Raw genomic sequence first — 18001 nt, forward strand, 5'->3', positions numbered from 1 at the left:
GGGAAAACTCTACCCCCCCGTAGACGAGTGACCGGGGTCTCCCCGTACGCGCGGGACGTGTGTCGCTACCGGCCGCCGCCCATCGAGCGGATGACGTCCGCCGCATCCCGGTCGGTCCGCAGCGAGAGCTCGATGGCCAGCATCGCCACCTGGCCGGCCATCGCCATCAGCAGACTCGGCAGGATGGCTTGCTCGTCGCTCCCGGCCGCAGCAAGCCGGGCGTAGGCCACGCCCAGCTCGGCACTGAACCTCTCCTCGATGGCCGCCCCCGCCTCCTGCGGGGACCTAGTCGCCGGGATGGTCAGGTGCTCCATGCCGTTCTCGGTCATGAGGAGGGCCAGGCGGCGAGCTTCCTGGTCCAGCACGGGCAGGTCGATGTCCACGGGGAACCCCTTCTCTCGGGCGTCAGTCGGCGTAGCCTCCCACCGGGCAGGCCCGGGCCGCAGGCGCCCGTCCCCCGTCCGGGCGATACCGCCACGCCCGGGCCCCGGCGTACATTCGGACGCGTGTACGAAGACCTGCCGCCCGACGTCGAGCGCCTGGACATGCTGGCGAAGCACCTGCAGACCCAGCTCGACCGCGTCCGGGAGCAGTGGAACACCAAGGGCACCGCGCACGGAGACCTGCCCGGCGACCCGGCGGAACTCGACTTCGTCGGGAAGTGGATCGCCCTCACCCTGCGGCGCGTGAAGGAGCAGCGCGAGGAGGCCGACACCGGCACCCAGCCCTGGCGCTCCGGACGCCCGCCGGGATTCGTCCTGCAGCACGTGCGTACCGGTGAAAACGTCGTCGGCAAGGGCATCCTGCACCGGCCGGACTGCCCCATGGCGGACGGCAAGCGCCTGTCGTGGGAAGACGCACGCCTGGCGCTGCAGGAACGGACCATCTCTGTCACGGAGCCCTGTACGGAGTGTCGCCCCGACGAAGACCTGCGAGCGGGCTGACCACGCCGGTACGGTCGCGGCATGAGCGAACCCCAAGACGGCGCCCTGCCGCCGGCCGACCCCTCCGAGTTCCCCGAGCCGCTGCGGGAAGCACTGGCCCGCATGAGCCAGCGCGGCCCCGTGGTCGACATGGGCACCGGCCAGGTCGTCGCCCAGGGCGGCCGCATGGTCGCCAACCCGCAGGATGCTGCCGAGCTCGTCGCCTGCAACGAGTGCGCGCGGGCGATCGGCCTCGGCTGGTGGGGCAGCACCGCCCGGCACCCCGCCCCGGACGGAGCGCCCGTGTGCGTGCTCTGCCTCGAAGGCGAAGCCGTGCACACCGCCGCGGCGTGGTTCGCGGCCGCCGCGCAGCTCGTCCAGGCGCGCACCGCCGACGGGCAGCGCCGCACCTGGCGGGATGACGCAATCAAGGGGCTCGGCGCGATCTCCGGCCCCTTCCCCGGCTGACCGCTTCACCACAAAGGCCCGGCACCCGCGAGGGGTACCGGGCCTTCCTGCTGCTCGCTGCTCAGATCCAGTCGGTGCGCGGCCCTTCGCAGTACGCGCACGGCCCGAACGCGTCGCAGTCCCGCCACCCGTTGTGGGGTAGGGCAACGCCCGGGCATGCCGTACCGGTGGAGCACGACATGCTCCCGTCCTTGTGGTCGAGCTGCTGCCCGGCGCACGCCTGCGTGGCCGGGGCCGGCGCGCTCGTGCACCGGGGGCGGCGCGGCTTGTTCGGCTTCTGGCGGCCCATCGGCCCCTCCTCAGTCAGCGGTGAGCAGGGCGACGCTACAGGGCCCGATCATGTGCAGCTGCAGCACCGCGCGGCGGCCGCCGCCGCAACGACCGGGCGGCCGTCCCGCACCCCGTCAGGGGCCCCGTAGACGACGACCACCGTGTCCGGGTCGGCCAGGCACGCATTCCCGGTCAGCAGCGCGTCCAGGGCCGCGTGCGCCGCGCGGGCCCGGGCGTCCGGGTCACCCTTCGGCCACTGGCCCGTGCCCGTGTGGGCGCGCCCGGCAGTGCCCGCGCCGACGGCGGTGAGCAGCACGTCGGGGTGGTAGCCGCGGAATCCGGGGTCACAGGACATGGGGCCTCGATCAGGTGGTGCCAGGGGGTACATGTCCACGCTAAGCGGGCCCGCCCGGGCGCCCCGTAGACCGCCAGGACGATCCAGACCCGTGCCGTATCCACCTCGCGGCGTACCCGCCCGCCCCTGCCGTGACCTGGCCGAGACCAGGGCCGGTCAGTTCATCAGGCCCAGGCGGCGGGAGTCGAAGATGTCTTCCGGCTCGTACACCGACAGCAGCGCCCCGTCGGCGCGGTCCGGGGAGTCGATGCCCCGCGCCCGCATGGCCTTCTTCGACTCGACCACCGACGCGCCGGAGCTGTTCGTGCCCAGGTTCGGCGTCGAGAGCTGCACCGCGCACTTGTGGTCGACGCGGAGCCGCAACTGGCCGTGCCCGCCCGCGTCGTCGCCGTCGTCCTCGCGGCCGTCGACCCGGCGGGTGGGCGCCGGCTGCATGAGCGACCGGGCCGCCAGCCACATCTCATCGCGCTTCCGCCACGGCCGCATGACCTGCCCGGGGTCCTCGCGGTCCGGGTCGATCGACTCCGACACCATCACGCCGACGATCTGCGCCTCGTGCTCGCCTTCCTCGCCCCACCGCTCCAGCAGGGAATGCGCGCCGTGACCGAGGCCGTTGCGGTCGATCTTCACGCGCACCGGGGCCTCGGTGCCCAGCGCGCGGGCGAGGAGCTGCGCGGCCTTGATTTCCTCGAGGACCCGCCCCGCCACATCCACCTGGTTGATGTTCACCTGGCCGCTGGAAGCGTGCCGGAACTCGACCGCGTCGCCGACGGCCCGGTAAATGGTCATCTCGTCGCCGCCGTCGGCCGCCACGTCCACGCCGAGCCGGATCCACGCGCCGCGCTTCACGGTGTGCTCGGCGGTCTCCCCGGGCAGGCCCAGGTCGCACAGCCGCACGTACTCGGGGCCCTGCGGGTCCGGCTTGGCCTGCGCGGCCTCGATGAACGCCAACGGGATCGCCTTGTTCGCGCCGCCCTTGGGGAACCGGGCGTGCACCTTGGCGATGACGTACGGGTGATCCGGGCCGTACTCGCGGATGGTGCGGTCGACCCAGTCCATCGACGGCAGGTGAATCGCCAGGGAGTGCCGCTCCCGCGTCGGCGGACAGTCGTTGCAGTAGGGCACGCGCTCCCCGGTGATCAGCGGCGAGTCCAGGGTGCGGATCGGGATGGTGATGGTGCCCGGCTTCTCCGGGTCGTGGCCTTCCTCGCACATCACCTCGAACCACGACCGGGGGTCATCGGCCGGGGGGTTGCCGATCGCCAGCATCGCGGCATCACCGGTCAACAGGTTGTTCGTGCCGTTGCCGATCAGCCTGTCGATGCCGCCCGCCTCATCCACGATCAGCAACAGCCGCGGCGTGCCGTGGATGCCCTGCATAGCGGCCTCGTCGTTCGAGGGCGCGGTGAAGCCGTACGCCACCACCACGTCATTGCCGTGGACGTCGGGCATCTTCCACTGCGTGGTGTCGCAGAACCCGGGCAGGCCTGCGCGGGCGACCACCTTCCGAATGTGCGGCCACAGCTGGTAGCGGACCTGGCGGAACCGGGTCGCCGTGGTGACGACCACCATGGTTCCGGCGGGGTTCACGCAGCCCGCCCACGCCACCAACCGGCCCGCGAGCCACGTCTTCCCGACGCCGAACCCGGCAGGGACCATCGTGCGGGTGTGCCGGGTGACGGAGTCCAGCACCTCACGCTGCTTGGACCAGATCGACTCACCCAACACGTCCTCGGTGAACCCGGACGGGGTGTCGTGCCACAGGCCGTACAGGCTGCCGGTCTCCCGCTGCACCTCGCCCAGGACGAACGTGCGCTCCCGCGCCCCGAGCGTCTTGAACGTGGCGCGGCGGGGGCCGGCGGGGGCGCGCAGCAGGAGATCCGCAACGTTCGCGGCGTCGGAGGACCGGACCCCCCGGCCACGGGTCCGCGCTTCCGCTGCCGCCACTGCTGAGGTGGTGGGCGGGGGCGGGCCAGGGCGGCCGGGGGTCGGCATGCGGGGCATCGTGCGTCCCCGTCGGGGGTTGTGTCGCCAGGTCACGGACCCTCGGGGGGTGGGGGGCCTAAGAAGCCCGCGACCTGGCGGCACGTCCAATCCCGCCGTCGAGCGGAGCAGTCCCGACGGCGGGAGCTGTCGCCGACGGCGGGTGGACGCTCCCACCGTCGGCTGCTGGCACCCGGCGGCGGGGGGAGTTCGGGGGCCCCACCGCCGGACGTGGCATCCGGCGGCGGGGCCTGTAGTAATAACCGCCGCCGGAAGTTTCCGGGTCCGGCGGCAAGCGCGGGGAGTGTGCCCGCCGCCGGGAGCTCATGCCCTCGCGGTAGGGGCTGGGCTGACGAGTCAGACCCGGCCGCGGTGGCCTTGCAATGAGTAGGAACGTCGGCGCCGCCCAGAGTGTGACAACGCCGCCCGGCGAATTTCGCGGGGCGGCGTCATGGCAGGTCAGGGGCCGTGTCAGGCTGTGGCCTTCTTCGCGCGGGCGATCCACGTGCCGAGCGTCGCCGACGGCACGCCGTACTCCTCGGCGACGTCCTTGCGGGCGCGGCCGCCCAGCACCTCGGCGACCGCGCGCTGCCGCAGCTCCTTGTCGGCGGCCGGGGTGCGGGTCGCACCCACGATGTCCGTGATCCGGCTGTAGGAGTTGAGGCCGAGCACGACCATCACCTGATCGCGGGTCCACCCGTACTCGGGGCCGAGGAGCGTCTTCACGGCGTCGTTGCGGACCTTGAGCGCCACCTCGCGGCGCGCCCGGGCGGTCTCGGTCTTCTCGGCCAGGTCGATGAGCTGCTTGATGGCCTTCGCTGTCGGCATGTGCGCGATCCCGGCGGCCTTCGCGGCCGCTGCGCGCTCCGGGCCGGGCGCGGGAACGTCCTCGCCGTCGGCCAGGCCCAGCGCGGCCCGGGTGATCTTCACGACGGCTTGCTCTGTGACGCCGGAGGACTTCCACACGCCCCGGGTCCGCTCGTACGCCCACAGGGACAGCAGTGCGGCGTCCCGGCGGGGCCGCAGGCTGGCCATGGCGGCGTCGGCCTGGTGCACGATCTGCCCGGCACGGTGCCCGCGTCGGGTGAGGTCGGCGGCCAGGGCGTCGAGCTCGGCGGCCACCTCGTCGGCGGCCTGGCGGCGGATGTCGGCGAAGTCGGGGCGCGGGATACGGACGATGTCCGGGTTCGGTGCGGTCACGGCGGCTCTCCTTAGCGGGCACGGCTTTGCAGTCGGGCCGGCTGGGGCATCCCCATCACCGAGCACCCTCAAAGATACACCGGCAGAAGTGAACCGGGGCCCCGTCGGGGACAGGGCGGCCGCGACCGCACCGGGCTCAGCCAGCCTCGGTGTCACCCACGGCGCGCCCCCGGCCACAGCCGCACAGGCCTGCCCGGTACGCAGTCGCACAGGTCGGGGAACTCCCCGCACTCCGGGCACAGGTGGTGTCGGGGGCACTCCCCGTGCTGGTGCGCTTCCCGGTCGCACGCCGGGCCCTTCGCGGTCACCGCCGGAACCCTTCGGGCGCCTGGATCTTCGTGGCGGTGCCGTCGTCGCTCATGAGCATCCAGCCGCCGAGCGTCGTCCACACGGGCACCGTCGCCGGGTCGGTGGGGCGGCGCACCTTCCACCCGAAGCGGTAGGCCTCCGCCGGGCGCGCCTCGAACGCCATGTTGCAGGCCTGGCAGGCGGTCAGCAGGTTCGCCGGGCTGTTGATGGCCGGGTCGCTGCTGCCGCCCATGGCGCGGTTGACGCGGTGCTGCACGGTCAGCGTGGTGGCGGATCCGCAGCGGACACAGCGGGTCAGGTCGCGGGCGTACACGGCCTGCCGGACGGCGGGTGTCGGGCCGGTATTGCGGGCCCGGGGGCGGTTCTTGGCTGGCATGGCGGGCACGGTGCAGCGCGGCCGGGCTCAGTGTCGCGCCCTGCCCGCGCAGTCGTCGCACGGCTCCTGGCGCAGCGGCACGTTCAGGCAGGCGAAAAGGACCCCGCCGGGCAGTCGGATCCCCACGGTGCGGTTGCAGTTCTCGTCACCGCCGCGCCAGCCGTCCAGGTACAGCGGGCGCCAACGGCGGGTGAGGCCGTCGGCGGTCCACCAGAAGAACCGGGACGACACCGGGGCCGGTTCGTCGTCCTGCGGGGTCACTCCGGCTCCACGGAGCGGATCTCCAGGTCTTCGCCGTCCTGGGTGTGCACGCCCATGTCGAGCTGGTTCTCCCACGCGTCCCGGTTGCCCTCCAACCAGTCGTAGAGCTCCGCCATCGCCGGGTGCATGTCGTCGCCCCAGTCGTCGGCGCGCCCCGCCTCCACGGCCTCACGGACGCCTGCGGCGAGCTCCGGCGGGATGCGGACCACCGCGGGGATGTGGAACACGCAGGCCTCGGCGCACGTGATGCCCATGCGCACCGGCACCATGCCGTCGTCCCACTCGTCGTCGTCCTCGTCGTCCTGGTCGTCGCCGTCGGCGGGCGCGGCCGCCTTCCCCTCCGGGGCCTTCTCGTCCTCCCACCCGGGCACGTCGTCGTCCTCGGCGGTCTCCCCGTGGTCGATCAGGCAGTCACCGGCCGTCTGGTGCTCCTCCACCCACATGCGGGCCGCGTCGGCGCCGTCGAACGCGTCCAGCACAGCGGCCAGGGCCTCGACCTCCGTACACGTCAGGTTCGGTCCGACGTGCATGGCGGTCATCCCGTCGGCGAACGCGTCAGCGAACTCGTGGGCGAGCATCGACGGCACGGTGACCGTGGGCGCCTGGATCGGGTGGGAGTGAGGCATGGGGGTGGTTCTCCTGGGGTGGTGCGGGCGGTGCTGGCGTAGCGCGGCCGAACGTTGCCGGCCGCTGCGCACTACGTCGCGTGCTCACCCCACAGGCGCGTTCCTGGGCTGCTCCTTGCGCAGGTCGTTGTAGTACCCGCCGAACGGCAGGCCCGGATGCTGGTTGGCGGGCCCGTCGAGCTCCTCCACGTCGTCCTCCTCCTGCTCCCGCCACTCCACGAACGACGGGAGCTCCTGCAGCCGCGCGCGGGCGTCGTCCAGGTCGGCACCCACGACGACCCACAGGTACGGGGCCTCACCGTCGTGGCGCTCCCGCCCGGCCCACGTGAGCGTGAACGTCCGCCCGGACAGCGGCGACCCGTACACCTCGGTCAACCCGCGCATCACCTCGGCCAGCATCTGCTCAGCCTCCGCCGACTGCTCCGTGCGCACCTGGTCGAACGCCACCAGGGCGCCCTGCCGGATCGACCCCCCGTCCTCGGTCAGCAGGGGCGCGAGCTCCCCCTTGTGGCGGGCGGTCATGGCCTCCCAGCCGGTGATCAGGTCCCACGCGAGCGCGGTCGGGTCGGAGGAGAACAGGGGCGGGGCGGTGCCTTCGGCGGTGTTGGTGCTCATGGCGCGGCACCCTGCGGCCCGGGCCGGTCTTGCGTCCCGTGCTGCCCCCGGACACGGAAGCGCCCCGCCGACACAGGGAGAGTCGGCGGGGCGCAGCTTGGGGGCGGCCTAGGGTTCGACCCTTCCCGGGAGCACGGGGGACGCGCGGGCCGCCATGGAACGACCGGTGTTCCTCCGGCCGCTGCTCCATCGCGCACCCATCGTAGGCGCGCCCACGGGGTGCCGGGCTCACGCGGAGGCCGGCTCGCCCCCTCGGCGTCAGCCCTCGTACTGGTCGGTGTACTCCGGGCCGCCGGGCTCGGTCTCGCATCCCTCGTAGTGGTCGGGTGTGCCGTGGCTGAGGACCAGGCCGTACGACTGGGGGACCAGGTCGCAGCCCTTGCCCGCCCACTGGTTGGCGAGGAACGTCCATGCGATGAGCGCCACGACTACGAGCGCGTACTTGGTCTTGCGGCTGATGCGGGGCTGTCTCGCGGTGTCAGTCATGCCGTGATTCTCGGGGTGCCTGCCGGGCCTACGCGGGCGGCGTGATGGGACCGTGATCATGAAACCGGCCCCTCCCCGTCGTCCTGGTCGCCGTCGGTGGAGAGCGTGCCGGAGAACGTGACCACGAACCCGGTGCCGTCGTCGGCCTGCCGGAAGTGCGTGCCCCACAGCAGGGGCCCGGATCCGATCTGCACGGCGACCTGCTCCGCGATGGCGGTCAGTGCGGCCAGGGCATTCACCGGAAGCTCTCCGGGGGTGCGGAACTCGACGCTGACGGGGTGGCCAGTGGGCGGCACGGGGGGGTTCCTCTCGGGGTGGGGCGGGACGGGCGGGGAACGCGCGTCTCACTGTGAGACACGCGTCCGGGGCGGCCTCACGCAGGCCATAGGAACACGGCAGGGACGGCGTCCCTGGGGGCGGCCTCCCGGTCCTGCGGGCTGTAGTGCTCGCCCGTGTGGGCGTCCTCGGCCAGGTACAGGCCGAACGCGACGTCGTCGGCGAGCGCGTACCGGTTCCCCTCCGCGTCGGACGACAGGACCACGGGCGTCTCACCGGGCAGGTCGGCGGCGGCCGCGATGAACGCGCGCAGCTCAGCGAGGGTCACGGGCGCGTCCTGGAGGCTCGGTTGCAGGCGTGGCAGTACCGGCGGCCGTCGCCACGCACCCGGGCTTCGGTGTCCGGGTCGTGGTCGCATGACCAGGGCCGGTGCCTCACCCCAGTGATCCCCGCGTAGGCCGTGCGGTCACGCTGGCGGGTCTCGGCGTCTTCCACGTGCTCCGGCTCGCAGCACGACGGCACCTCGCACCACGGGCGGATGTACCCGACGGGCATCCGTCCGGTGCGCAGCAGGAACGCGGCTTGCTGGGCGGTGTAGTCGCGGCCCTTGTGGCGGAACCGGCCTGCGGGGTGGCACTTCTCGACGCGACGGGCCCACATGCGGTGTCCGTCCTCGGTGGGGCGGGTGCGCGCCGCGAACGCTTCGGCGAGGCCTTCGGGGACGGCGGCGGCCGGGGCCGCGTGCAGCAGCTCGGCAACGGTCACGGGCGGGGCCTCCCCTGGCACTGGGCGCGGTGCTCCGCCACCTGCCGGGCGAACTCGACCGGGTCGGCGCTCTCGATGGGGTAGTCGCAGCGGCCGCAGCGGAATCCGGCGCGGTCCCAGCCTCGCGCGGCGCTCACTCGTCGTCCGTCTCGTCCAGGGCCTCCGCCGGGGTGATCTCCCCGGCGCACAGGCGGCGGATCACGTCGGCCATGTGCCAGTTGTCGCCGGGCAGCGCATCCCCGAGCGCGGCCGCGAGCTGCGCGGCAGTCGCCAGGCGCTCGGCAGCGTCCGCCGGGGCCTCCTTCTCGGCCTTCTCCAGGCGGCGCGTGATGGCGGCCGCCACCTGCCCGATCAGGGGCGCTCCCGTGCCGCCACGGCGCCGGTACTCGGACTGCGCGGACAGGCGCATCCCCTCACCGACCGGGGTGTCGGAGCCGAACGCGTGCCGGATGGGCTCCGGGGCCTCCGTGAGCTCGCGCGCCAGGGCCACGATGATCGGGTCCTGGTCCAGGTCGGCATCCACCTGCTGGCCGGACAGGAGGGTGATGGGCTGGTTGTCGGCGAGCAGGTTGACGCGGTCGAAGGCGCGGGTGTCGGCCGTGCCATCCCGGTGCCGGGTGACCGTGACGACGCGCGGCGTGGCGGGCGGCGGGATCTCCGGGAACACGTTGGCGCGCCAGTAGTCGCCGATGAGCTCCCGGGCTTCGTCCACGTCGATGCCGTCGCCGGTCATCGCTTCCACCAGGGCTTCGGTCGCCCGGTGTTGGGCGGGGGTGATGGTGCGGGCCATGCGGGGGTGTCTCCGTTCGGGGGGTGGGCCGGCTGCCTGCCTCACCGGGAGGCAAGCAGCCGTGCGGGCACAACGTCAGGCGGTGGAATCCGCGGGGGTGGTCAGTCGATGGCTCCGGAGGCACGGAGCTCGGCGACCTCACCGACGGTCAGGTACCGGCCGGTGTCGATGTAGTGCTGGCGGGAGACGCTGGTCTCCTTGTCGGCGTGGTCGTCGGTGGTGTTGCCGAACCGGGCGGGGTCGAGCAGCCGGATCGCGGACGCCACGGCGGCGTTCCACTCCGTCCGCCAGGGGCCGTTGGCGATCAGATGGTCCAGGGCCTGCGGCTCGGGCAGGTCGTCGGCCTGGTCGTCGCTCACGCGGGCGGCCTCGGCCCGGATGAAGCCGAACAGGTCGTCGGCGGTCTGCTGTCGGCGGGTGCGGAAGGTGTCGCTGCTGCTCACGGGGGCGTTCTCCGTTCGGTGTGGATGGGTCCAGGAGCGGCCACAGGCGGCCGCAGGAGCGCCGCAGGGGGCGCGGGGGCCCCGATGCCCGCCCGGCGGTCGCACAGGCGGGCACGGGGCCGCACAGGGCGTCAGGAGACGTACAGGCGCGGCGGGTCGAACTGCACGGTCAGCAGCTCCCCGCCGGACAGCTCGGACCACTCGGAGTGGTCGGCGAGCATCCCGGGCAGCTCCCCGTCGTCGGACAGGTCCAGCTCCAGGTGCGTGCGGTTGGCGAAGTTGGCCGTGGCGCTGGACTCGTTCCAGAACTCGCCGTTGTCGTAGTGCGTCGTGCTGAACGTGACGGACGTGAGCTCACCCGGCACGGGCGTGCCTGCCTGCTCCAGGTGCTCCAGGACAGCCGCGCGTACGGCACCGGGGAGCGCCGCGTCGGTCCGGCGCCTCAACTCCTCCTCGGCGGCCGCCATCAGGGCGTACAGCGCGGAGTCGTCGAGCTGCTTCACGTCGACGGGCAAGGGCCGGTCGCGCAGCGGGCCGTTCACCTCCTCGGGGGTGTTCAGGTCCACCTGCACGGCGCGGCTCGTCCCGTCGTGCCGGGACACGTCGTAGACGCACGCGATGCTGCCCGGGTCACGGTGCTTGGCCAGGGCCTGCCGGGCGGCGTCCTCCGGGCCGTTGGCGTGCACCTCGATCGCCCACTCCACGTGGTACTCACCGGGGCCCGTCGGGGCCGGGCGGGCGTCCTCCCACTGCCCCTCGGGCATGCGGGACACGGGGATCAGGTGCGGGTACTTCTCCGCGTGCCACATGGCGGACTCGCGGGTGAACGAGATGTCCATGACGCCTGCCTGGCGGGGCCTCACGGACCACAGCCGGAACTCCTCGGAGTCGTGCTCGGCGCAGGGGGTGGCGGTGGCGGTGGTGCGGGGCTCGGGGGTGCTCATGCGGGGTGCTCTCCGTTCGGGTGGGGCCGCCGCGCACCGTCGGGTGCGGGGCGCGGCGGCCGGGGATGTGGGGGCGGGCCGGCTGCTGCGCTCAGCGGCGCGCGGCGGCGACGTCGGCGTGCTCCATGGGCGCGCACTCCTCGCACAGGCCGTCGGCGTCGAGCTCCGCCGGGAGGAAGTACCAGCGGCATCCCTCGCACGGGCCGAAGTCCTCTTCCCGGGGCGCCTTGAAGCCGAAGCGGCTCATGACGTCCTGGATCGAGTCGAGCAGGTCGGTGTCGGTGATCCCGGGGTTCCCGATCCGGTACATCACGGCCTTGACGGCGGCGTGCGGGTCGGGCTGGCCGGACAGGCGGGCGAGCAGGGCGGCGGCGCGCATCAGGGCGCGGCGGGCGGCGGCGGTCAGCCGGTGCAGCATGGCGGGTGTCCTTCGGTTCGGAGTGCGGGTCTTCGGGGCGGGGCCCGCCCGGTTGCTGGCCGGGCGGGCAGGGGCGCGGCAGGGGTCAGAACGGCAGGGCGTCGTGGTCCTTGAGGCTCTGGAAGCGGGCCAGGATCAGCGCGGCCGCCCGGGCGTTGCCCTGCTCCCCCCGGTGGAGCTTGTCGATCGAGTTGTCCAGCTCCGCGTACAGCCGGGGAACGTTGGCGTCCTCGGCGGCCACGGCGTGCCGGAGCCGGTTGGCGCGGCGCGTCAGGGAAGCGGCGATCCGCTCGGCGGCGGCCGCCTGGTCGTGGACGTATGCCGCGTCGGACTGGAGCGTCCAGCCGTCCAGGTGGGCGCGGACGGTCGCGGCGGCCGTGACCAAGCTCAGCGCCATGTGCCGGGCGCGGATGAGGGTGGCGCGGGCGCTGCCGAGCTGCTGCTGAGTGGGGGCGGTGATGGTGGCGCTCATGACGTCAGGTGCCTTTCTGCGGGGCTGTGCGGGGTGGTTGGGGGTGTCGGGGCCGCCCGGTGCTGCCGGGCGGCCCCAGGGGGCGTCAGGCGCCGCGCAGGGCGTCCGTGCGAGCGGCCGCGGGGACGATCAGCACGCGGTCGGCGGCCGCCCACGGGTCGCACGTCTCCCACGGGTTGTGCGGCGCGTCCGGGGTGGTGAGCCGCACGGCGGGGCCGCTCACCTGGCGGCAGTGGGCGCAGCACTCGGGGTCGAGCGGCGCGGGCGCGGCCGGGTAGGCGTTGACGAACCAGTCCGGGCCGTCCGACGTCCAGGACGCGAGGACCAGGTCCCCGGGCTTCACCTGGTCGGCGCGCACGATCTGCTGCATGCGCGGCATGTAGGCGACGGGCTCCCAGTCGGGGCCGCCCGGTCGGGCCGGGATGTCGGCGAGCCGTGCACACTCCCCGCCCGTGCACCGCTGTGCGGCCTCGCACATCCGGAGCATGCCCCGCTCGAACGCCACAGCCGGGCGCAGGTCGGTCGTCCACACCTCGCGGTCCCCGGTCTTGTCGAACGCGACGGCGGTCATGTCCCGCGTGGGGTCGGTGGCGTGCGGCACATCGGCCAGGACGGTCCCGAACCCGCCGTGCAGCGTGGAGACGACGCGCTGCCCGACGCCGTACGCGGTGCGGGCCGGCCCGCTCCCCATGGCGATGGCCTTCATCTCCGCGTAGGTCAGCGTGCAGTCACGCCCGGCGTGGTGGCGGGCGAAGTCCAGGGCGTCGCGCGCCTGCTCCTCGGTGTGCCCCTTGCCCATGGCGTCGGCGAGCAGCTCCCGCTCGGTGGCGCGGTTGATGGCGATGTACCCGGCAAGCGTGAGCTCCCAGACGTGCCGGTCGTACGTGACGCGGTCGGTGCGGATGGAGCGCGTGCCCGGGGTGATCTTCCGGCGGGCGACCCAGCCCCAGCGGGCAAGGGACCGCTCGGTGCCGCCGTTGATGGTCAGGTATCCGTGCTCTCCGCGCAGCGTGGCGATGACGCGGCCGGGGTTGTCGGCGATCAGGTTCAGTGCGACGGACTGGGCGGCGGTGGGAGTGCGGGTCACGGCAGGTGCCTTTCTGCGGGCCGTTGCGGGTGGTGGTGGGGTTGTGGGGGCCGCCCGGTGCTGGCGGGCGGCCCCACGGGCTGTCAGGGGCCGTCAGACGGCCGTCAGGGCGGGGTAGCGCTCGGCGTACTCGACAAGCTCCCGCTCCCACTCGGTCAGCGGGGTCGGCAGCCACCCGGCGGGCACGGGCTCGGCGGGCTGCTCCTCCTCCGTCGGGGCCGGAGGCAGGACGAACACCACACGGGAGACCCGGTCGTGCATGACCGTCCACCCGGCGGCGCGCATGTCGGCGGCGTACGCGGAGAGCTGGGCGCGCCACGGGCCCCGGTCCGGCGTGAGGTACTGCCCCTTGACCAGGTGGGAGATGACGACCCGCCCATCCGAGCGCTGCCCGATCAGGAAGCCGGTCGCGGTCGAGAGCTCGGGGTTGTAGTTGGCGTCGAGCTCACCGGAGTCCGTGCGGCTGTTCGCCTTGAGGATCAGGGCGGCGGCGGCCGGGGCGTCGCCAGCCTCCAGCAGCTCGGCGACGGCGGCGGTGGTGAGCACCTGGCGGGCCTCGGCGCGCTGCTCCTGGTCGCGGTCGGCGTCCAGCGTCCCCGCTTCGGCGGCCGCGTCCACGTGGTCGTACGCGGCGCGCAGCGCGTCCACGGAGTAGGCCTCCCCGTAGCTCGTCGTCGTCTCCGGGCCGTAGCAGTGGAGCACCTTGCCGACCTGGCGCCAGGTCTCCGAGTCGGGCCGGAGCTTGGTCTCCGCGTCCAGGGGGTGCGCCTCCTGCTGCGCCACGTCGCAGGCGCTCGACGCGGCCATGCAGGTCTGGCCGAAGACCCACAGGGCGAGCGTGAACTGCTGCTCTGCGGCGGCCTTGGCGGCGGCCTGCGCCTCGTACTGCTCCACCGTCAGGGTCAGCTCACGGTCCCCGTCGCGGAAGTAGTCGCGGGCCTCGGCGAACGCGGCCTCGATGGTGGAGCCGTACTCCTCGATGGCCTCGGCGATGAACGCCAGCTCCTCGGCGGCCCACAGCTTCGCGGTGGTGTCCGTGAGCACCTGGCGGGCCTCGGCAACGGCCTCGGCCATCCGGTGCCCGTCCAGCGTCCCGGCCTCGGCAGCGGCGTTCAGGTGGTCGTACGCGGCGCGCAGGGCCTCCACCGGGTAACGCTCCTCGGTGTCGTTCGCCATGCCGCCGGGGCCGTAGTGGTCCAGGCTGTCGCCGATCTGCCCCCAGACGGACGCCTCGGTGAAGCCTTCGCCGGTCTCCTGCTCGGTCTCCAGCGAGTTGGTCTGGTAGGCGTCCACGGCGTAGTTCGCGGCGTGGCAGGTCTCGGAGAAGTAGAGGGCGGCCAGGCGGTACTGCTCCTCGGCGGCGGCCTCGGCGGCCTCGGCCGCCATCACGGCCTTCTCGGCCTCCCACTCGGCGTGCGCCTTGCGCTGCTCCTCCTCGTGCTCGGCCTTGGCCTTGGCGTCGGCCTCCTGCTTGGCGGCGACCGCGCGCCAGTGGGCGGCGCCTGCCTCGTCGCCCCTGAGCTCAGCCTGCGCGATCAGCCCGGCGGTGGTGTAGTCGCCGAACACGTCCAGCAGTCCCAGGCGTTCGAGCACGGCCAGGGTGGGCTTGGTGGTGCGGACGTAGCGGGCGCCGTAGCGGATCGTGCGGGCCTGTGCCTTGGTCAGGCGGGGCGTCGGCGTCATCTCGGTTGCTGCCTTTCGTCGGTGTGCGGGGCCGGGGTGGCTTGCTGGTTCCCTCCCGGGAGCCCAAACACTACACCATCGGAAGTGACACGCAACAGGGGAGATCCCGGGGCGCTGCTCCGCCCCATCCGGGCCGGTCGGCCCCCTGCGCGCCCGCGCGATTGAGCACGGTCCCGAAAGTCCCGTCGTGCGTGCGGGCCGGCGGCTTCACTCAGGCTGTGCGTGCCAGGTCGGGGAGCTCGTACAGGCGGGAGCGGGCGGCGGCGGTGGCGTCGAGTGCGGCCAGCAGCTCCCGGTGCTCGTCCGCGTCGTGGGTGTCTACGGCGTGGTCTGCCAGCAGGTCGGAAGCGCGTGCCAGCACCAGGTGCAGCGCCATCACTCCCGGGTCTGCGGAGTGCTGGGCGGTGTCGGCGACGGCACGGACGGCGGCGGCTGCCTCGCGGGCTTCCCGGGGGCCGGTGGCGTGCAGCAGAGCGACGCTGGCAGTGCGCAGGGCGGCGGGGTCGATCACGGGTGTCTCCTCGGTCATGGCACCGCGCCCCGGCGAGGGTTGGCCGGGGCGCGGTGAAGTGGGGCGGGGATGTCAGGCGGTGGCGATGCCGACGCCGTGCCACCACGGGGCGGGGCCTCCGTCGAGCGGCTTGCCGGTCGAGAGGATCAGGGAGCGGCCCGGGGCGGCGGTGAAGGGAAGCGCGCCTTCGTCCAGGGCGACGGACAGCATCGCGGCGGCCACGCGGCGGGTCACGGTCGCGGTGTCGGTGCTGCCCCACTCGCCGACGGCCAGGTTGTCGCCCTCGGGGAGCATGCAGGCGGCGCGCAGCAGGCTGACCATGTCGTCCCCGGCGGCGTGCTTCACCTGCGGCCAGGTCAGCAGCGGCGGGGAGGTGACGGGGATCGGGTTGTCCGCGCCTGCCTCGATCGCGCGCATCGCGGCGACCTTGCGCTGTTCCGCCCGGCGGGCGAAGTCGGCCATACGGGCCGGGACAGCGCTCGCGTACAGGGCGCGGTCGGCGGCGGGGGTGGCGGTGGTTGCGTCCATGGGTGGTGCTGCCTTTCGTGTGCGAGGGGCCGCGGGGCCCCGTAGGTGGGGAACGTCTGCGCGGTGTCGGCTGTGACAGGCGCGGGCCGGCCGCCGCACCGTGTGGGAGCGGGGGCCGGAGGCTGCGGGTCAGTCGTGGGGGTTGGCCTCGGTCCAGGCGAGGAACGCGGCGGCTACGTCGTCGGCGGGGCGGTCCCATCCGCTGTCGGGGAGCGGGCCGTACGCGCCTCCGTCGTGGCAGGTGATGAGGAGGTCGTCCGCGCGGATGGTGAGCTGGTACGGGCCGCTGCCTTGGACGAAGTCGCCGAAGGTGCGGGAGATGCCGGTGCGGGTGTAGCGCGTGCCCCGCTCGTACAGGGCGTAGCTGATGGCCATGGCGCGGGCGACGCTGGCGACGGTGCCGGGGCAGGTTGCTGCCGGGCCGGTCGCGGCCTGCGTGCGGGCGTAGTCGTCCAGGGCGTGGGATAGGTCGCGGGCGGTGGCGTACTTGCGGCCGCCGTTGGCGTCCAGGACTGCGGCGGTGACGGTGTCGGTCACGCTCCGGCGGGCGGTGCGGGCCTCGGTGGTGCGGCGGTCCTCGGCTTCGCGGGTGTTGGTGGGGCCGGTGTACTGGGACCAGTCCATGGCAGGTGCCTTCCTCGGTGTGCGGGTGGCGGGGGGCCCGAGACCCGCGCGGTGTGCAGCCGCGCGGGCCCCGGAGGGGTGGTCAGGCGGCGGGCGTGGTCAGCGCGTCCAGGAGCGCAGCGAGTCCCTTGCGGGCGGCATCGGTGGGCAGGCCGCTCACGTGGATCGCGGTCATGCCGTTCGGGTAGACCGTGAGCGTGCCGTCGGCGCGGACGCCGTACACGTCTTCCAGGCGGTGCCGTCCGGGCGCGGCGGCCGTCAGGTCCTCGGTGCGGCCACCCTCGGCAGCCATGAACGGCTCCAGCTCCACGTGGGCGTACGCGGCGTCGATGAACGCTCGGGCGGCGGCCGTCGGCAGCTTGGCTTCCACCAGTACATCCGTGGCGGTGGCCATCATGAACAGGCGGTGTCCGTCCGGGGCGTCCGCCCATGACACGTCGGCGCGGCCCCGGATCTGTCCGGGCAGGGGCAGGGGGCGCAGTCCGGGGAAGGTGGCGGCGAGTATGCGGGCGGCGGCGATGGCGGCCGCGGTGGTGGCGGAGCGCCAGGCGGTGACCGGGTCGACGGTGAGGGGGGCCGGCTCCTCCTCGATGTCGATGCCGAGTCCGGTCAGCCACTCGCCCACAACCTCCAGGGCGACCCAGGCGTCCCAGCCGCGCCCGCTGTCCGCCTTGCGGTGCAGGTCGGCGTACAGACCAGCGATGGCCATGCCTTCGGGCGAGGTGACGTCGAACACGGGGGCGTGCGTCATGGTGGGATCTCCGATCCAAGTTACTTGCGGGTATGGGTGCGACCTGCGGGTTTCCAGCACTCCGGCCGCGCCGTGCGGGGGCGCGGCCGGAGTGCGAGGGGGTGTCAGCGGTCGCGGATGACGCGGAGCGCTTCGAGCTCGGCGATCAGCTCGGGCGTCACTCGCTCGGTGGGCCCGGCGAAGTCGTCCCAGGGCCACCAACCGGAGATGTCGTACAGGCCGTCAGCGTCCGGGGCGATGTCCCGGTCACCGGGCTCCGGCTCGTAACTGGCGTCCCACGACATGCGGATCACTTCGCCGTGCCACTCGGCGGTCAGGCCGTACTCGCAGGCGTTCAGGTCGCGGACGATGTCCTCGGCGGTGGCGCGGGTGAAGCGGAAGCCCTTGCCCTCGGTGCCCACCCACAGCGTGGGCGTCAGCGCCGGGTACGGGCCGTCTTCGTCGCTGCCGTCCACCATCACCAGGGACAGGGCCTCACGCTCGCGGCCGTGCCCAAGGCACTCCGAGGTGTTGCAGGTGCGGCCGGTGCCGTCCCAGTAGGCGCGGTGCGCTTCGAGTCCGGTGGCCTCCCAGTCGTCCCCGGCGGTCCACTCCGGGCGCCGCTCAGCCCAGTACGAGAACGCCTTGCGCAGGCTCGGGCGGCCGTACTGCTCGTTGTGCCCGTGCATCGTGATGTGGGCGATCCAGGATGCGCGGACGCTGTCGTACCCGTTGCGGGACAGGTCGTAGCCGGTGCCCGGCTCGATGTCGGCCGGGTCGACGCCGGAGGCCAGGCACAGGGCGGTGCGGCGGGCCACCATCTCGGGGGTGTGGGTCATGGGTGTTGCTCCTGTCTGC

At 73.5% G+C, this 18001-nt stretch carries 27 protein-coding genes; 2 read left to right on the forward strand and 25 right to left on the reverse strand.

The window, feature by feature from the left end:
* Positions 1-65: 65 nt before the first annotated feature.
* Entirely contained in the window at positions 66-383 is a 318-nt protein-coding gene (locus ACRWNP_RS03295) for a hypothetical protein (RefSeq protein ID WP_431959354.1), read from the reverse strand.
* A gap of 123 nt (positions 384-506) precedes the next feature.
* Between ACRWNP_RS03295 and ACRWNP_RS03300 the strand changes: the two genes are divergently transcribed.
* Entirely contained in the window at positions 507-944 is a 438-nt protein-coding gene (locus ACRWNP_RS03300; protein ID WP_431959355.1) for a DUF6233 domain-containing protein, read from the forward strand.
* Positions 945-965: 21 nt separating this feature from the next.
* Positions 966-1391 carry a hypothetical protein gene (locus ACRWNP_RS03305; RefSeq protein WP_431959356.1) on the forward strand — a complete coding sequence of 142 codons (426 nt, stop codon included), beginning with the start codon at positions 966-968 and terminating at the stop codon, positions 1389-1391.
* A gap of 337 nt (positions 1392-1728) precedes the next feature.
* Here the strand turns inward: ACRWNP_RS03305 and ACRWNP_RS03310 are convergent, their stop codons facing one another.
* The 24 genes from ACRWNP_RS03310 to ACRWNP_RS03425 form a co-directional block, all read right to left on the reverse strand.
* Positions 1729-2016 carry a hypothetical protein gene (locus ACRWNP_RS03310; RefSeq protein WP_431959357.1) on the reverse strand — a complete coding sequence of 96 codons (288 nt, stop codon included), beginning with the start codon at positions 2014-2016 and terminating at the stop codon, positions 1729-1731.
* Positions 2017-2172: 156 nt separating this feature from the next.
* On the reverse strand, positions 2173-4011 hold the full coding sequence (locus ACRWNP_RS03315; protein ID WP_431959358.1) for a hypothetical protein: 1839 nt from the start codon (positions 4009-4011) through the stop codon (positions 2173-2175).
* Between the two features lie 459 nt (positions 4012-4470).
* The gene (locus ACRWNP_RS03320; protein WP_431959359.1) at positions 4471-5199 is read right to left on the reverse strand and encodes a transposase; all 729 of its coding nucleotides are present in this window, start codon (positions 5197-5199) and stop codon (positions 4471-4473) included.
* Between the two features lie 304 nt (positions 5200-5503).
* A complete protein-coding gene (locus tag ACRWNP_RS03325; protein ID WP_431959361.1) occupies positions 5504-5884 on the reverse strand; it encodes an HNH endonuclease in 381 nt (126 codons plus the stop codon).
* 27 nt (positions 5885-5911) lie between these two features.
* A complete protein-coding gene (locus ACRWNP_RS03330) occupies positions 5912-6145 on the reverse strand; it encodes a hypothetical protein (RefSeq protein WP_431959362.1) in 234 nt (77 codons plus the stop codon).
* The gene (locus tag ACRWNP_RS03335; protein WP_431959363.1) at positions 6142-6771 is read right to left on the reverse strand and encodes a hypothetical protein; all 630 of its coding nucleotides are present in this window, start codon (positions 6769-6771) and stop codon (positions 6142-6144) included. Before ACRWNP_RS03335 ends, ACRWNP_RS03330 begins: the two co-directional genes overlap by 4 nt.
* A gap of 84 nt (positions 6772-6855) precedes the next feature.
* Positions 6856-7386 carry a hypothetical protein gene (locus ACRWNP_RS03340; RefSeq protein WP_431959364.1) on the reverse strand — a complete coding sequence of 177 codons (531 nt, stop codon included), beginning with the start codon at positions 7384-7386 and terminating at the stop codon, positions 6856-6858.
* A gap of 258 nt (positions 7387-7644) precedes the next feature.
* On the reverse strand, positions 7645-7872 hold the full coding sequence (locus ACRWNP_RS03345; RefSeq protein WP_431959365.1) for a hypothetical protein: 228 nt from the start codon (positions 7870-7872) through the stop codon (positions 7645-7647).
* Positions 7873-7928: 56 nt separating this feature from the next.
* Positions 7929-8168: a hypothetical protein gene (locus tag ACRWNP_RS03350; protein ID WP_431959366.1), complete on the reverse strand. Its 240-nt coding sequence runs from the start codon at positions 8166-8168 to the stop codon at positions 7929-7931.
* A gap of 77 nt (positions 8169-8245) precedes the next feature.
* Positions 8246-8476, reverse strand: coding sequence for a hypothetical protein (locus ACRWNP_RS03355; RefSeq protein ID WP_431959367.1), 231 nt, complete (start codon positions 8474-8476; stop codon positions 8246-8248).
* Positions 8473-8913 (reverse strand): hypothetical protein, encoded by a 441-nt coding sequence (locus ACRWNP_RS03360; RefSeq protein WP_431959368.1) that lies wholly within the window; start codon positions 8911-8913, stop codon positions 8473-8475. Before ACRWNP_RS03360 ends, ACRWNP_RS03355 begins: the two co-directional genes overlap by 4 nt.
* A complete protein-coding gene (locus ACRWNP_RS03365; protein ID WP_431959369.1) occupies positions 8910-9050 on the reverse strand; it encodes a hypothetical protein in 141 nt (46 codons plus the stop codon). Before ACRWNP_RS03365 ends, ACRWNP_RS03360 begins: the two co-directional genes overlap by 4 nt.
* The gene (locus ACRWNP_RS03370) at positions 9047-9703 is read right to left on the reverse strand and encodes a hypothetical protein (protein WP_431959370.1); all 657 of its coding nucleotides are present in this window, start codon (positions 9701-9703) and stop codon (positions 9047-9049) included. The genes ACRWNP_RS03365 and ACRWNP_RS03370 overlap by 4 nt, the downstream gene beginning before the upstream one ends.
* Positions 9704-9804: 101 nt before the next feature.
* Positions 9805-10146: a hypothetical protein gene (locus ACRWNP_RS03375; protein WP_431959371.1), complete on the reverse strand. Its 342-nt coding sequence runs from the start codon at positions 10144-10146 to the stop codon at positions 9805-9807.
* A gap of 131 nt (positions 10147-10277) precedes the next feature.
* Positions 10278-11090 carry a hypothetical protein gene (locus tag ACRWNP_RS03380; protein WP_431959372.1) on the reverse strand — a complete coding sequence of 271 codons (813 nt, stop codon included), beginning with the start codon at positions 11088-11090 and terminating at the stop codon, positions 10278-10280.
* 91 nt (positions 11091-11181) lie between these two features.
* Positions 11182-11508 (reverse strand): hypothetical protein, encoded by a 327-nt coding sequence (locus ACRWNP_RS03385; RefSeq protein WP_431959373.1) that lies wholly within the window; start codon positions 11506-11508, stop codon positions 11182-11184.
* An 85-nt stretch (positions 11509-11593) separates the two neighbouring features.
* On the reverse strand, positions 11594-11980 hold the full coding sequence (locus ACRWNP_RS03390; protein ID WP_431959374.1) for a hypothetical protein: 387 nt from the start codon (positions 11978-11980) through the stop codon (positions 11594-11596).
* Between the two features lie 85 nt (positions 11981-12065).
* A complete protein-coding gene (locus tag ACRWNP_RS03395) occupies positions 12066-13067 on the reverse strand; it encodes a hypothetical protein (RefSeq protein WP_431959375.1) in 1002 nt (333 codons plus the stop codon).
* Between the two features lie 93 nt (positions 13068-13160).
* Entirely contained in the window at positions 13161-14750 is a 1590-nt protein-coding gene (locus ACRWNP_RS03400; protein ID WP_431959376.1) for a hypothetical protein, read from the reverse strand.
* A 211-nt stretch (positions 14751-14961) separates the two neighbouring features.
* Positions 14962-15279, reverse strand: a complete 318-nt coding sequence (locus ACRWNP_RS03405; RefSeq protein ID WP_431959377.1) for a hypothetical protein — start codon at positions 15277-15279, stop codon at positions 14962-14964.
* A gap of 54 nt (positions 15280-15333) precedes the next feature.
* Complete coding sequence (locus ACRWNP_RS03410; protein ID WP_431959378.1) at positions 15334-15789, reverse strand: hypothetical protein; 456 nt, start codon at positions 15787-15789, stop codon at positions 15334-15336.
* 129 nt (positions 15790-15918) lie between these two features.
* A complete protein-coding gene (locus ACRWNP_RS03415) occupies positions 15919-16413 on the reverse strand; it encodes a hypothetical protein (RefSeq protein ID WP_431959379.1) in 495 nt (164 codons plus the stop codon).
* 82 nt (positions 16414-16495) lie between these two features.
* Positions 16496-17164: a hypothetical protein gene (locus tag ACRWNP_RS03420; protein WP_431959380.1), complete on the reverse strand. Its 669-nt coding sequence runs from the start codon at positions 17162-17164 to the stop codon at positions 16496-16498.
* A 104-nt stretch (positions 17165-17268) separates the two neighbouring features.
* A complete protein-coding gene (locus tag ACRWNP_RS03425; RefSeq protein ID WP_431959381.1) occupies positions 17269-17982 on the reverse strand; it encodes a hypothetical protein in 714 nt (237 codons plus the stop codon).
* Positions 17983-18001: the final 19 nt, after the last annotated feature.

The organism is Actinacidiphila sp. bgisy160 (assembly GCF_965342435.1).
Classification (GTDB): Bacteria; Actinomycetota; Actinomycetes; order Streptomycetales; family Streptomycetaceae; genus Actinacidiphila.

Bases quoted from the DNA above. Each gene is read 5' to 3' on its own strand.
- ACRWNP_RS03305 (WP_431959356.1), top strand. From the start codon at position 966: ATGAGCGAACCCCAAGACGGCGCCCTGCCGCCGGCCGACCCCTCCGAG.
- ACRWNP_RS03310 (WP_431959357.1), bottom strand. From the start codon at position 2,016: ATGTCCTGTGACCCCGGATTCCGCGGCTACCACCCCGACGTGCTGCTC.
- ACRWNP_RS03315 (WP_431959358.1), bottom strand. From the start codon at position 4,011: ATGCCGACCCCCGGCCGCCCTGGCCCGCCCCCGCCCACCACCTCAGCA.
- ACRWNP_RS03325 (WP_431959361.1), bottom strand. From the start codon at position 5,884: ATGCCAGCCAAGAACCGCCCCCGGGCCCGCAATACCGGCCCGACACCC.
- ACRWNP_RS03335 (WP_431959363.1), bottom strand. From the start codon at position 6,771: ATGCCTCACTCCCACCCGATCCAGGCGCCCACGGTCACCGTGCCGTCG.
- ACRWNP_RS03340 (WP_431959364.1), bottom strand. From the start codon at position 7,386: ATGAGCACCAACACCGCCGAAGGCACCGCCCCGCCCCTGTTCTCCTCC.
- ACRWNP_RS03345 (WP_431959365.1), bottom strand. From the start codon at position 7,872: ATGACTGACACCGCGAGACAGCCCCGCATCAGCCGCAAGACCAAGTAC.
- ACRWNP_RS03370 (WP_431959370.1), bottom strand. From the start codon at position 9,703: ATGGCCCGCACCATCACCCCCGCCCAACACCGGGCGACCGAAGCCCTG.
- ACRWNP_RS03380 (WP_431959372.1), bottom strand. From the start codon at position 11,090: ATGAGCACCCCCGAGCCCCGCACCACCGCCACCGCCACCCCCTGCGCC.
- ACRWNP_RS03385 (WP_431959373.1), bottom strand. From the start codon at position 11,508: ATGCTGCACCGGCTGACCGCCGCCGCCCGCCGCGCCCTGATGCGCGCC.
- ACRWNP_RS03390 (WP_431959374.1), bottom strand. From the start codon at position 11,980: ATGAGCGCCACCATCACCGCCCCCACTCAGCAGCAGCTCGGCAGCGCC.
- ACRWNP_RS03400 (WP_431959376.1), bottom strand. From the start codon at position 14,750: ATGACGCCGACGCCCCGCCTGACCAAGGCACAGGCCCGCACGATCCGC.
- ACRWNP_RS03405 (WP_431959377.1), bottom strand. From the start codon at position 15,279: ATGACCGAGGAGACACCCGTGATCGACCCCGCCGCCCTGCGCACTGCC.
- ACRWNP_RS03410 (WP_431959378.1), bottom strand. From the start codon at position 15,789: ATGGACGCAACCACCGCCACCCCCGCCGCCGACCGCGCCCTGTACGCG.
- ACRWNP_RS03415 (WP_431959379.1), bottom strand. From the start codon at position 16,413: ATGGACTGGTCCCAGTACACCGGCCCCACCAACACCCGCGAAGCCGAG.
- ACRWNP_RS03420 (WP_431959380.1), bottom strand. From the start codon at position 17,164: ATGACGCACGCCCCCGTGTTCGACGTCACCTCGCCCGAAGGCATGGCC.
- ACRWNP_RS03425 (WP_431959381.1), bottom strand. From the start codon at position 17,982: ATGACCCACACCCCCGAGATGGTGGCCCGCCGCACCGCCCTGTGCCTG.